Below are 12,674 nucleotides of genomic sequence, written 5' to 3' on the forward strand. Positions count from 1 at the left end.
CCTTCTGCCTTTCATCTCCGCCCGCCTCGTCCGCTCGGCGCGATGGGCTTTCCGCTTTTCTCTGCTCCGATTCCCATGTCCCGCCACCCCCATCCCTTCCGCGCCGAATGGGCGCCCAGCATTCCGCGCGAGCTCATGGCCGGCGCAGTGGCCACCTTCGCGCTGATCCCGGAGGTCATCGCCTTCTCCTTCGTGGCGGGCGTGGACCCGGCCGTGGGCCTGTTCGCCTCCTTCGTCATCAGCATCGTGATTGCCTTCGCGGGCGGGCGGCCGGCCATGGTGTCGGCGGCGGCCGGCTCGGTGGCGCTGGTGGCGGCGCCGCTGGTGCATTCGCACGGCGTGCAGTACCTGTTCGCGGCCGGCGTGCTGGCGGGGCTGGTGCAGATGCTCTTCGGCTGGCTGCGGCTGGGCACGCTGATGCGCTACGTGTCGGGCTCGGTGCGCACCGGCTTCGTCAATGCGCTGGCGATCCTGATCTTCTCGGCGCAGATGCCGCACCTCGTGGGCGCCAACCTGGCGACCTGGGCCGCGGTGGGCGCGGGCCTGGTCATCATCTATGGCCTGCCGCGGCTCACGACGGTGGTGCCCTCGCCGCTGGTGAGCATCGTGGTGCTCACGCTGGCGGCGCAGTGGCTGAACCTGCCGCTCAAGACGGTGGCCGACCTGGGCCTGCTGCCCGACGGCCTGCCCAGCTTCGGCGTGCCCCAGGTACCGCTGACCTGGCAGACGCTGCAGCTGATCGCGCTGCCGGCCCTTGCCATCGCCATGGTGGGCCTGCTGGAGTCGCTGATGACCGCCAGCGTGGTGGACGAACTGACCGACACGCCAAGCGCCAAGAACCGCGAGGCCACCGGCCTGGGCCTGGCGAACGTCGCGGCCAGCTTCTTCGGCGGCATCGCCGGCTGCGGAATGATCGGCCAGACCGTCAGCAACGTGCGCTATGGCGGGCGCGGCCGGCTGTCCACGCTGTTCGCGGGCGCCTTCCTGCTCGTGCTGATGGTGCTGCTCAAACCCTGGGTGTCGAAGGTGCCGGTGGCGGCGCTGGTGGCCGTGATGGTCATGGTGTCGGCCTCGACCTTCGACTGGGGCTCGGCGCGGGCGCTGTGGCGGCATCCCAAGCTTTCCAGCGTGGTGATGCTGGCGACGGTGGTGGTCACGGTGCTCACCGACAACCTGGCGGCAGGCGTGGCGGTGGGTGTGCTGCTGAGCGGCGTGTTCTTCACCTTCAAGGTGGCGCGGCTGATCGCCGTCCAGCCGGCGGAGGAGGGAGGGGCGCTGGTCTACCGCGTCTCGGGCCAGGTCTTCTTCGCCTCGGCCGACATGCTGGTGGAGGCCTTCGACATCCGCGACATCGAGGGCCGGCCGGTGCGCATCGACCTCACCGGCACGCATTTCTGGGACATCACCGCCGTCAATGCGCTGGACAAGGTCTGCCAGCGCCTGCGCAAGCATGGCAGCGCCGTGGAGGTGGTGGGCATGAACGCGCAGACCCGTGCGCTGGTCTCGCGGCTGGACCTGGCCATCGAGTGAGCGGCCGCGGGCCCCGCGGCGCCGAGCAGGCTTCGGCCGGCTCGCCCACAATGGTCCGATGACCGCCCCACTTCCCACCTTCGAGGTCCTGCCCCGCGACCTGTCCGCTTACCGCCGTGGCAACACCGGCATCGACTATGTGCACCGCTTCGACTCGGGCCAGCCCGGGCCGCACGTGCTGGTCAATGCGCTGACCCACGGCAACGAGATCTGCGGCATGGTGGCGGCCACGCATCTGCTCGACAGCGGCGTGCGGCCCGTCAAGGGCACGCTGACCATCAGCTTTTCCAACGTCGCGGCCTACGAGAGCTTCGACATCGAGCGGCCCTTCGACAGCCGCCAGCTGGTGCACAACATGAACCGCATCTGGTCGGCCGAGATGCTCGACGGCAGCGAGGACAGCCCCGAGCTGCGCCGCGCCCGCGAGCTGCGCGCCGTGGTGGACGCGGCCGACCATGTGCTGGACATCCACTCCACCAGCCAGGACGTGCAGCCCTTCTGGGTCTACCCGGCCTATGCGCGCAATGCGGCCGTGGCCGTGGCGCTGGGCCTGCCGCCCGTGCACCTGGTGATGCCGCAGGGGCTGGGCTCGGGCACGCCGCTGATCCAGTACGGCCGGCATGGCGTGGACGGCGACGGTCCGCAGACGGCGCTGGTGGTGGAGTGCGGCCAGCACTTCGCGCAGTCCGCGGCGGACCTGGCCACGAAGGTGGCGCACGACTTCATCGCCCATTTCGGCCTGATCTCGCCGCGCGAGGGGCGCCAGCCGCCGGCGCCGCAGCGCCGCTTCGAGCTGCTGCAGACGCACATGGTGCACACCAAGGAATTCCGCTTCGAGCGGCCGCTGGTCGGCTTCGAGACCTTCGCCAAGGACGAGCCGATCGCCACCGACGGCGAGCGGCGCATCGTCTCGCCGTGCGACGGCTGCACCGTCTTCATGCCGACGCGCGACGCCATCGTCGGCCGCGAGGCCGTCTACCTGACGCGGCCGCTGGGCTGAGCACGTTCAACCTTGCCCGTTCGGGCTGAGCCTGTCGAAGCCAGGGCACATCGGCCGGCGCTTCGACGAGCTCAGCGCGAACGGTTGGAGAGGCTTCGGGCAGCCGTCACTTCAGCGTCAGCACCCAGGCCGCCAGCTTCTTCGCATCGGCCTCGCTGACCTGGGTGTTGGCCGGCATGGGCACCGGCCCCCAGGCGCCCGCGCCGCCCTTGAGAATCTTGGTGGCAAGCATGTCCGCGGCGCCCTTCTGGTCCTTGTAGCGGGCGGCCACGTCCTTGAAGGCGGGGCCGATCACCTTGCGGTCCACCGTGTGGCAGGCCATGCAGGCCTTGCTGGTGGCCAGGGCCAGGTCGGCCTTGGCCGCAGGCAGCAGGCCGGCCAGCGCCAGGGCGGCGATCGCGCCGGCGCGCAACGCGAACGCGGAGCCGACCACTGGCCCGCCGGCGGCGTTACAGTCGTTTGCAATGTGGCTCGTGCGTCGCGCGGCGGGCTGTTGGAACGAGGAGCGGAACATGTGGCTGTTGATCGTGGGGTTGGTGGCAATCGGCTTGAAGTACTTCGAGGTCGGCTTCTTCGCCGGCCTCTCCTGGTGGATCGTACTGTCGCCCTTTCCGGCCGCGATGGTCTGGTGGGCTTTCGCGGACTGGTCGGGCTACACCGCCCGGCGCGCGATGGAGCGGGACGACGCCCGCAAGCAGGCGCGCATCGACCGCCAGCGCGATGCGCTGGGCCTCACGACGCGCGCCCGCGGCGCCGCGCGCCGCAAGCCCTAGGTCTCAGAACCGATCGAGCACCGCGCCCAGGCTGGCGCTGGACGCGTTGAAGGCGAACTTGGCCTGCACGCCGCGGGTGTAGCGCGGGGCGGGCGCCTTCCAGGCCGCGCGGCGGCGGGCGATCTCTTCTTCCGGCACGTTCAGTTCCAGGCTCAGCGTCTTGGCGTCGATGGTGATCGAGTCGCCCTCGTGCACCAGCGCGATGGTGCCGCCGGCCGCGGCCTCCGGCGCCACGTGGCCCACCACCATGCCCCAGGTGCCGCCGGAGAAGCGGCCGTCGGTGATCAGGCCCACGCTCTCGCCCAGGCCGGCGCCGATCAGCGCGCCGGTGGGCGCCAGCATCTCGGGCATGCCGGGGCCGCCCTTGGGGCCCAGGTAGCGCAGCACCATCACGTCGCCCGCCTGGATCTTGCCGGCCAGGATGGCCTGCAGCGCCGACTGCTCGTCGTCGAACACGCGGGCCGGGCCGGTGATGGCGGGGTTCTTCAGGCCGGTGATCTTGGCCACGGCGCCCTCGGGGCTCAGGTTGCCCTTCAGGATGGCCAGGTGGCCCTGGGCATACAGCGGGTTGTCGATGGGCCGGATCACCTCGGGGTTGGGCGGCACATCGGGCACGTCCTTGAGCGTCTCGGCGATGGTCTTGCCGGTGATGGTGATGCAGTCGCCATGCAGCAGGCCGGCGTTGAGCAGCAGCTTCATGACCTGCGGAATGCCGCCCGCCCGGTGCAGGTCGACGGCCAGCCAGCGGCCGCTGGGCTTGAGGTCGCAGATGACCGGCACGCGCTGGCGGATGCGCTCGAAGTCGTCGATGGTCCATTCCACGCCCGCTGCATGCGCGATGGCCAGGAAATGCAGCACGGCGTTGGTCGAGCCGCCCGTGGCCATGATCACCGACACGGCGTTCTCGATGGCCTTGCGGGTGACGATGTCGCGCGGTTTCAGGTCGCGCTTGATGGCCTCGATCAGCACCTTGGCCGATTCCTTGGCCGAGTTCTGCGTCTCGTCGTGCGGGTTGGCCATGGTCGACGAATAGGGCAGGCTCATGCCCAGCGCCTCGAAGGACGAGCTCATGGTGTTGGCGGTGTACATGCCGCCGCAGGAGCCGGTGCCGGGAATGGCGCGGCGCTCGATCTGCAGCAGGTCCTCGTCGCTCAGGTTGCCGGCGGCGTTCTGGCCCACGGCCTCGAAGACGCTGACGATGTTCAGGTCCTGGCCCTTGTAGTGGCCCGGCAGGATGGTGCCGCCATAGACGTAGATGGCCGGCACGTTGGCGCGCAGCATGCCCATCATGCCGCCGGGCATGTTCTTGTCGCAGCCGCCGACCACCAGCACGCCGTCCATCCACTGGCCCTGCACGCAGGTCTCGATGCAGTCGCTGATGACCTCGCGGCTGACCAGCGAGTACTTCATGCCCTCCGTGCCCATGGCCATGCCGTCGGAGATGGTGGGCGTGCCGAAGATCTGGGCGTTGCCGCCGGCTTCCTCGATGCCGGCCACGGCCGCGTCGGCCAGCTTCTGCAGGCCGGCATTGCAGGGCGTGATGGTGCTGTGGCCGTTGGCCACGCCGACCATGGGCTTGGCGAAGTCGTCGGCCTCGTAGCCGATGGCGTAGTACATCGAGCGGTTGGGCGCGCGGCTCTTGCCTTCGGTGATGTTGGCGCTGCGGCGGTTGATCTTGATCGGCTTACTTTCCATGGGGCGTGTCTCCGCGGTTCGTGGGTGGCGGGGATTCTCGACCCGGCCTCTGATTGCTTCCAATCCTATTTGGCGGGCGGATTGATATGCTGGCCGAATGAAGGAAGAGGCCCCGATCGAGTTGCGCGCCTGGCGGCAGTTCCTGGCCGTGGCCGAGGAACTGCACTTCGGCCGCGCGGCGCAGCGGCTGCACATGACCCAGCCCCCCGTCACCCAGGCCATCGCCCAGTTGGAGCGCACGCTGGGCGTGCAGCTCTTCGACCGCACGCGCCGACGCGTGGCGCTCACGGCCGCGGGCGAGGCACTGGTGCCCGAGGTGCGGGCCCTGCTGGCCCAGGCGCGGTCGTTGCCCGCCCGGGCGCGCGCGGCCGACTCGGGCGAGGCCGGCCGGGTGCGTCTGGCTTTCGTCTCCACCATCGGCTTCGACCGGCTGCCAGGCTGGGTGCGCGACTTCCGCGAGCACAGCCCGCAGGTGGCGCTGGAACTGGTGGAGGCGACGGGCGACGTGCAGCTGGAATCCCTGGCGCGCGGCGACATCGATGCCGGCCTGCTGCTGCATCCGCCCGGCGTCGCGCCGGCCGGCCTGGCCCGGCTGGCGGTGGCGCGGGAGCCGCTGGTGCTGGCGCTGCCGGCCGCGCATGCGCTGGCGCATCAGGTGCGACCGGCGCTGGCCGAGGTGATGGACGAACCGCTGGTGCTGTACCCGCGCCGCATCCTGCCCGGCGTGCACGACGCGGTGATGCAGCTCTACGCCGCCCATGGCCGCCGTCCGCGCGTGGCGCAGGAGGCGATCCAGATGCAGACCATCGTCAACCTGGTCTCCGGTGGTCTGGGCGTGGCCTGGGTACCAGCCAGCGTGACAGCCTTCAGCCGCGCCGGCGTGGTGTACCGGCGGGCGGAGGAATTGAAGGAGCGGGGAGGAAAGAAGGCAGTGCTGCCGTCCTGCGAAACCAGCCTGGTGTGGCTGGCGGAGCGGCAGCCACCGGCCCTGGCGCGCTTCGTCCGCTTCCTGCGGACGCGGGCCGGGGCCGGCGAGGCGGGCTGATCAGCCGGCCGAGGTGGACGAGTCGCCTTCGCCCATCTGCGACTGCAGGTAGTTGGGCAGGCCGATCTTGGCGATCAGGCCCAGCTGCTTCTCCAGCCAGTAGGCATGGTCTTCCTCGGTGTCGTGCAGTTGCGAGACCAGGATGTCGCGGCTCACGTAGTCGCCCACGCTCTCGCACAGGGCGGCGCCCTTGCGCAGTGCGTCGCGCACCTCGTACTCGGTGTCGAGGTCCTTGCGCAGCATTTCCTCGACGGTCAGGCCGGGGGTGAAGGCCTTGGGGCTCATGTCGGGCTTGCCGCCGAGCATCAGGATGCGGCGCATCAGTGCGTCGGCATGCTCGGTCTCTTCCTGCATCTCGTGGTCGATGCGCTCGTACAGGCGCCCGAACCCCTGGTCTTCGTAGTTGCGGGAATGGATGAAGTACTGGTCGCGGGCGGCGAGCTCGCCGCGCAGCAAGTCCTTCAGGTAGTCGATGACTTGGGGGTTGCCCTGCATGGTGTGTGATTCTTCGAAGACAAAAACGCCGCGAGTATCCGCCCGGCCCTGGCTTTGGCGAAACGCTCGCGGCCAATGCCCCCCACGCGGCGTTCTGCATGCGGATGCGGCAGCCGATCAGACGCATTCGCAACGGCGCGTCACCGCCTCGCCATGGGGTGCCGGGCACAATGCGCGCCATGCTGATGTACCCCCATATCGACCCGGTCGCCCTGCAGATCGGCCCCCTTGCCGTGCACTGGTACGGCCTGACCTACCTTGCGGCATTCGGCCTGTTCTTCTTCCTGGGCACGCGGCGGCTGCGGCACGAGCCCTTCGCCTCGATGACGGGCAGCGCGGCCTGGACGCGCAAGGACGTGGAGGACATCCTCTTCTTCGGCGTGCTGGGCGTGATCGTGGGTGGCCGGCTGGGCTACTGCCTGTTCTATAAGCCGGGCTACTACCTGTCGAATCCGCTGGAGATCTTCATGGTCTGGCGCGGCGGCATGAGCTTCCACGGCGGGCTGATCGGTGTGATCGCCGCCATGGCCTGGTTCGCGCGGGCGCGAGGGCGGCGCTTCTGGCAGCTGATGGACTTCGTGGCACCCTGCGTGCCGACGGGCCTGGCCGCCGGCCGCGTGGGCAACTTCATCAACGGCGAGCTGTGGGGCCGCTTCGCGTCGCCGGACCTGCCCTGGGGCATGGTGTTTCCGCAGAGCGGCTCGATGCTGTCGCGGCACCCGTCGCAGGTCTACCAGTTCCTGCTCGAAGGGCTGCTGCTGTTCGTGATCCTGTGGCTGTATGCCCGCAAGCCGCGGCTGGAGCGACGCGTCTCGGCCGTCTTCCTCATGGGCTATGGCGTGATGCGCTTCGTGGCGGAGTACTTCCGCGAGCCGGACGACTTCCTGGGCCTGCTGGCGCTGAACATGAGCATGGGCCAGTGGCTGTGCGTGCCCATGATCCTGGCCGGCATCGTGCTGTACGCCACGGCGCCCAAGCAGCCGCGCGTGACCCGCGCCTGAGCCGATTCAGGCCGAGCGAAGCAGCGCCGGCCGGGTCGACCACAGCAGCCAGGCGGCCCCGGCCAGCATCGGCAGCATCGCGGCATTGATCGCCGTCCAGCCGATGCCCGACTGCAGCGCACCCGAGGCAAAGGACATCGCCGCCGCCGTGCCGCCATTGGCGAATTCCATCAGCGATTGGGCGCCGGCCCGCTCGGTCGGCGCATGCGCCTCGGTCAGCAGCGTGGTGCCGGCCACGATCATCAGGCTCCAGCCGATGCCCAGCAGCAGCGAGCTGGCCACGAACTGCGCCAGCGCCACGCCCGACAGGGCCAGCGCCGCACTGGCCACCAGCACGGCGATGCCTGCGGCGGCCACGCGTCGGCTGCCATGCCGGTCCACCAGGCCCCCGGCAAAGAAGGCGGGCAGGAACATGCCCAGCACATGCCACTGGATCACCCGCGCCGACGATTCGACGGCGAAGCCGCAGTCGGCCATGGCCAGCGGCGTGGCGTTCATCACCAGGATCATCAGCCCGTGGCCCACGCCGGTCATGACGATGGCGGCGCGCAGTGCGGGGCGGGCCAGCAGCGTGCGCCAGCGGGTGGCGGACGCCTGGCCGGCCGCGGGGGTGGCCGCTGCGCCTTCCGGCAAGCGGGTCAGCAGCAGGGCGGCGACGGCGGCCAGGCCGGCGATGGCCAGGTAGGCGCCGGCAAAGGGCGTGATCAGCCACTGCCGCGCCGCGAGCGCCAGCGACGGTGCGAACAGGGCCGCGCACACGCCACCGGCCAGCACACAGGCGGCGGCCCGGCCGCGCCATTGGGCCTCGACGGCCTCCAGCGCCACATAGCGGTAATAGGCCGACGAAGCCTGGTACACGCCCACGCCCGCAATGCCCAGGCCGAAGAGCGCGAAGCTGTCCGCCATGATGGCGAGGCAGGCCGTGAGGCCGCCCGCCACGCCGACCAGCGCACCGGCCACCAGCACCCGCCGCCGGCCGTGGCGCTGCATGGCCGCCGCCAGGGGCCGCACGGCGACCAGGTTGCCGGCCACCAGCAGCGCCAGCGGCAGCGTCGCCAGCCAGGGCAGCGGCGCCAGCCGGGCGCCGACCAGCGCGGTCAGGGCGATGCCGATGATGGAGCAGGACCAGTAGAGCGCCTGGCCGAGGAAGAGCAGGCGCAGGCTGGCGTGGGTGCGAAGCAGGGCGAACATGGGGGGCGGTGGGCGGTGGGCGGTGGGCGGTGGGTTGGGAAGGCGGGATGGCGCGGGTCTTGGCAACAGCCGGCAGACGCGCATGCTGGTCAGGTGCTGGACTGCACCGTGTCGACGGCGACGCCGCCAAAGCGCTCCGCCCAGGCCTGCGGCCCCACGCCGTAGTGCTTGTGGAAGCTGCGTCGCAGGTTCTCCGGATGGCCGAAGCCGCACAGCCGGGCGACGGTGGCCACTGAGGCCTGGCCCTGGGCCATCAGGGCGCTGGCCGTTTCCACCCGCAGGCGCTCGATGTAGCGGGCGGGCGAGGTGCCCAGCTCCTTCTGGAAGGCGCGGGTGAGCGTGCGCGGCGGCAGGCAGGCCTGGGCGGCCAGACGCTCCAGCGACAGGTCGGCGCCGAGCTGGCCCGGCAGCCAGTCGAGCAGCGCAGCCAGCCGGGGCGTGCGGCGCGGCTCGGGCGCGAGCAGGGCGCTGAACTGCGCCTGCCCGCCCGGCCGGCGCAGGAACATCACCAGTTGCCGCGCCACGGCCAACGCCATCGGCCGGCCCAGGTCGGCCTCCACCAGGGCCAGCGCAAGGTCGATGCCCGCCGTGACGCCGGCCGAGGTGAAGACATGGCCGTCCTGGGCGCTGCCGGGGTCGAAGGTGTGCAGGCAGTCGGGCTCCACCTGCACGTCTGGATGCCGCTCTCGCAGCTGGTCCAGCCGCGACCAGTGCGAGGTGGCGCGCCGGCCGTCGAGCAGGCCCGCCTCGGCCAGCAGCAGGGCGCCGGAGCACACGGAGCCCAGGCGCCGCACCAGCGGCTCTGCGCGGCGCAGCAGGTCCAGCAGCGCCATGTTGTCGCGTTGGGCGATCACGCCGTCGCCGCCGGGGACGAGCAGGGTGTCGACGGTGTCGAGCGCCGATGCGGACCAGGCCTCATCCGGCATCAGGCGAATGCCGGCCGAGGTCGCGACCGGCGCGGGCGTCTCAGCGAGCAGCTGCAGCCGGTAGGGCGCCCGCCGGCGGTGGCCGTGCTGCGCCACGTCGTTGGCCGTGGCGAAGACCTGCATCGGGCCGGTGACGTCCAGGCTCATGCAGTCGGCGTAAAGCAGGCAGGCGATGGTGCGGGGTGGGGCGGCGGCGGGCATGGCGGGGAGTCTGGGCCCCCGCGCGCGTGGCCGCAAGGACAATGAGCCCACAAATCTAGCCACTTTCTGGCGTGTCCGCGCGTGCAGCCACGGAGGCCGCCAACGTGCTGGGGCGGACATTGTCGTGAGCCCCTCGCAGGAGAGGGAGCCGACCCGCGGGGGCCGAGCAGCAGGCCGTCCTAGAGCGGGCCGCCTGCCGAACGGCCGTCCGGCCACGCCAGCGACAACGTACTTCGGAACACCCGTGCCTCCCGCGTCACTGGATCATCGAAGGCGATACCGCGCGCCAGCAGCCGCAGCGGGTTCTGCCAGTCGTCCGCCCCTTCCGGCCGCAGCACCGGATAGATGCCGTCGCCCACGATCGGCATGCCCAGCGCCTCGCAGTGCGCGCGCAGCTGGTGCTTGCGGCCGGTGTGCGGCGCCAGGTCGAGCAGGGCGACGTCGCCGCGCAGCTCGCGCAGGGCGATGGCGGTCTCGGCGTTGGGCTCGCCGGCCACCGTCTCGCTGCGCATGAAGACGTCGGCCAGCCGGCTGCGGTAGACCGCCGGCAGCGGCGCCGGGGGCGGCCAGTGAACGATGGCCTCGTACTGCTTGCGCACCGCCCGTTCGGCGAACAGCCGCTGATAGGCGCCCCGCGTGGCCGGCTGCACGCTGAAGACCACCAGCCCGGCGGTCTCGCGGTCGATGCGGTGGATGGGCACCAGCGTGTCCAGGCCCAGGCGCTGCTTCAGGCGCACCAGCAGCGTCTCGCGCACATGGCGGCCGCTGGGCATCACGGGCAGGAAGTGCGGCTTGTCGGCCACCACCAGTTGCTCGTCCTGGAAGAGCACCGTCTCCTGGAAGGGCACGGGCGCCTCCTCGGCCCATTCGCGGTAGTACCAGACACGCAGGTCCTTGCGGTAGGCCGTGTGTGCAGCAAGCGGGCTGCCGTCGCCCGCCACCACGCGGCCGGCGGCCATGCGGGCCTGCCAGTCGGCACGCGTCACCATCGGAAAGCGTTCGGCCAGGAAGTCCAGCACCGTCGCCCAGCCGCCGGGCGGCAGCGCCACGCAGCTCGGGCCCAGGCCGCCGTCCACCGGCAGCGGGCGGGGCTGGGCGGCTCGGCGGGCGCTGCCGGATTTGCGGGCGGGGCGGTCGGACATGGGCGGAGATTGTCGTGATGGGGCAGGCCAGCCCAAGGAAACGGCCCCGCGCGGCTGAAACGCGTTCGCGGCGCCTGCGCCTGGAAATATCGAGGTGTCGGCTGCCGGCGCACACGACGTGTGGCGCGCGGTCGCCTCGCCGCAGGTCGGCCGCCCGCCCTCAGCGCGCCGGCGGCGCGGCCTGCAGCACCTTGGCCGCAAGATCCTCGTAGTTCTCGCCCAGGTGATGGCCGCCTGGCATGGGCAGCACCTTCGCCTGAGTCGCGTCCAGTCGAGGGCAGAGCGAGTCGGCCTTCTCCTCGGTGCCGTACACGCACAGCGTGAGGCCTGCCGGCAGGCGCTTCGCCTCGGGCGCGATGGGCTGGTCGCCGGACTTGCCGATCCAGTTGCTCACATGGAATTCGAAGGCCGCCTTCTCGCCAGGGCCCAGCAGGCCCAGCAGCTTGACGCTGGCGCGGGTGCGCTCGGGCAGGCGGTTGTAGGCGAAGGGCAGCACGTCGGCGCCCTGCGAGTAGCCCAGCAGCAGCACCTCGCTGCGGCCCCAGCGGGCGGCGTAGTAGCGGATCAGCCGGTCCAGGTCGGCGGCCACACCCTCGGGCGTACGGCGGGTCCAGAAGTAGCGCAGCGAATCCAGGCCGGCGACGGGAATGCCGTCCTTCGCCAGGGCGGCGGCCAGGCGCTTGTCGATGCTGGCCCAGCCGCCGTCGCCCGACACCAGCACGGCGAAGCGCTTGCCGGCGCCCTGCACCGGCACCTCGGTCACGGGCAGGTCCGACAGCTGGCTGGGCGGCAGGGCGAGGCCGGCGCGCTTCGCGGCCAACTGCGCGAAGGCGGCGTCGAAGCCGGGCGGTGGCGCGTCGGCCGAATTGGCTGCGGCGGGCGCGACCCAGCGGGCGTTGGGCACCTGGGCGGTGAACGCGGCGGGCGCCTGCGGGCCCGCAGCGCAGGCTGCCGCATGCGGGGCGGCGCCCATGGCCGTCCAGGCGCCGGCCAGGCGCTTGGCGGGTTGCAGGTCGAAGGCGGGCTCCAGCGGCCGCAGCGTCTGCACAGGCCGGCCGAGCTGCGCGGATTCGCCAGCGACGGGCCGGCTCCGGAAGTTCTCGTCGCCGCACATCGGCAGCGGCAGGGCCACTCGCGGGCAGAAGTCCAGCGACAGCGCGCCGGTGTAGGTGTCGGCGGGCGACTGCGCGAGCAGGCCGTAGGCCAGCGCACCGGCCTGGCCGGTGCCGACCAGGATCGGCTCGATGTACGTGGGCAGCTTCTCGCCGGCCTGCACGAAGCGCGCGAAGTTCTCCAGCGCGCCGGGGCCGTGCACGCACTGCTGGCTGACCGCCGCGAGGCTGCGGTAGAAGCCCAGGCCGGGCACGGCGATGACCATGGCGCCCTGGGCGGTCATGGCCTGTACCAGGCGCAGGTCGCGCGCAGTGGGCGCGTCGCTGCCGGTCAGCAGCACCACGAACTGCTGCACGGCACCGGCGGGGCGGTACAGAGGCACGTCCTTGAAGATCTCGCGCGTGATGCGCTTGGCCGGCTGGGGCAGGGCGGCCGCGCCGGCCACGGGGGCGGCGGGCTGGGCGATGGCGGCGCAGGCCAGCAACAGGCCCGAGGCGCCGGCCACCAGGGTGCGGCGCAAAAAGGAGGTCGGCAATGTCATGCGAGGGAAGTCGAAAGCGGG

At 71.4% G+C, this 12,674-nt stretch carries 12 protein-coding genes; 5 read left to right on the plus strand and 7 right to left on the minus strand.

Annotated elements, in window-relative coordinates; all coding sequences use genetic code 11:
• The first annotated feature begins 75 nt into the window (after positions 1-75).
• Together DFR41_RS19835 and DFR41_RS19840 are read left to right on the plus strand one after the other, a co-directional pair.
• A complete protein-coding gene (locus tag DFR41_RS19835) occupies positions 76-1,530 on the plus strand; it encodes a SulP family inorganic anion transporter (RefSeq protein ID WP_211322633.1) in 1,455 nt (484 codons plus the stop codon).
• A gap of 58 nt (positions 1,531-1,588) precedes the next feature.
• Complete coding sequence (locus tag DFR41_RS19840) at positions 1,589-2,530, plus strand: M14 family metallopeptidase (RefSeq protein ID WP_114804018.1); 942 nt, start codon at positions 1,589-1,591, stop codon at positions 2,528-2,530.
• 106 nt (positions 2,531-2,636) lie between these two features.
• Here DFR41_RS19840 and DFR41_RS19845 read toward each other — a convergent pair whose 3' ends face one another.
• Positions 2,637-2,942: a c-type cytochrome gene (locus DFR41_RS19845; RefSeq protein ID WP_244917819.1), complete on the minus strand. Its 306-nt coding sequence runs from the start codon at positions 2,940-2,942 to the stop codon at positions 2,637-2,639.
• 100 nt (positions 2,943-3,042) lie between these two features.
• Between DFR41_RS19845 and DFR41_RS19850 the strand changes: the two genes are divergently transcribed.
• Positions 3,043-3,303, plus strand: a complete 261-nt coding sequence (locus DFR41_RS19850; RefSeq protein ID WP_114804020.1) for a TIGR04438 family Trp-rich protein — start codon at positions 3,043-3,045, stop codon at positions 3,301-3,303.
• Between the two features lie 3 nt (positions 3,304-3,306).
• Here DFR41_RS19850 and ilvD read toward each other — a convergent pair whose 3' ends face one another.
• Positions 3,307-4,998 (minus strand): dihydroxy-acid dehydratase, encoded by a 1,692-nt coding sequence (ilvD, locus tag DFR41_RS19855; protein ID WP_114804021.1) that lies wholly within the window; start codon positions 4,996-4,998, stop codon positions 3,307-3,309.
• Positions 4,999-5,095: 97 nt separating this feature from the next.
• Between ilvD and DFR41_RS19860 the strand changes: the two genes are divergently transcribed.
• Positions 5,096-6,043, plus strand: a complete 948-nt coding sequence (locus DFR41_RS19860; RefSeq protein ID WP_114804022.1) for a LysR family transcriptional regulator — start codon at positions 5,096-5,098, stop codon at positions 6,041-6,043.
• On the opposite strand, the gene bfr is transcribed toward DFR41_RS19860, so the two are convergent.
• Positions 6,044-6,538 carry a bacterioferritin gene (bfr, locus tag DFR41_RS19865; RefSeq protein ID WP_017758623.1) on the minus strand — a complete coding sequence of 165 codons (495 nt, stop codon included), beginning with the start codon at positions 6,536-6,538 and terminating at the stop codon, positions 6,044-6,046.
• 179 nt (positions 6,539-6,717) lie between these two features.
• On the opposite strand from bfr, the gene lgt reads away from it, so the two are divergent.
• The gene (gene lgt / locus DFR41_RS19870) at positions 6,718-7,539 is read left to right on the plus strand and encodes a prolipoprotein diacylglyceryl transferase (RefSeq protein WP_114804137.1); all 822 of its coding nucleotides are present in this window, start codon (positions 6,718-6,720) and stop codon (positions 7,537-7,539) included.
• Between the two features lie 6 nt (positions 7,540-7,545).
• Here the strand turns inward: lgt and DFR41_RS19875 are convergent, their stop codons facing one another.
• The 4 genes from DFR41_RS19875 to DFR41_RS19890 all read right to left on the minus strand — a co-directional run bounded on the left by DFR41_RS19875 (position 7,546) and on the right by DFR41_RS19890 (position 12,653).
• Complete coding sequence (locus tag DFR41_RS19875; RefSeq protein ID WP_114804023.1) at positions 7,546-8,730, minus strand: MFS transporter; 1,185 nt, start codon at positions 8,728-8,730, stop codon at positions 7,546-7,548.
• An 89-nt stretch (positions 8,731-8,819) separates the two neighbouring features.
• A complete protein-coding gene (locus tag DFR41_RS19880; RefSeq protein WP_114804024.1) occupies positions 8,820-9,857 on the minus strand; it encodes a GlxA family transcriptional regulator in 1,038 nt (345 codons plus the stop codon).
• Between the two features lie 179 nt (positions 9,858-10,036).
• On the minus strand, positions 10,037-10,999 hold the full coding sequence (locus tag DFR41_RS19885; RefSeq protein ID WP_114804025.1) for a pseudouridine synthase: 963 nt from the start codon (positions 10,997-10,999) through the stop codon (positions 10,037-10,039).
• A gap of 160 nt (positions 11,000-11,159) precedes the next feature.
• Positions 11,160-12,653: a virulence factor family protein gene (locus DFR41_RS19890; protein WP_114804026.1), complete on the minus strand. Its 1,494-nt coding sequence runs from the start codon at positions 12,651-12,653 to the stop codon at positions 11,160-11,162.
• Between the last annotated feature and the right edge of the window lie 21 nt (positions 12,654-12,674).

The organism is Pseudacidovorax intermedius, from assembly GCF_003350475.1.
In the GTDB taxonomy this organism is placed as follows: domain Bacteria; phylum Pseudomonadota; class Gammaproteobacteria; order Burkholderiales; family Burkholderiaceae_C; genus Xenophilus; species Xenophilus intermedius.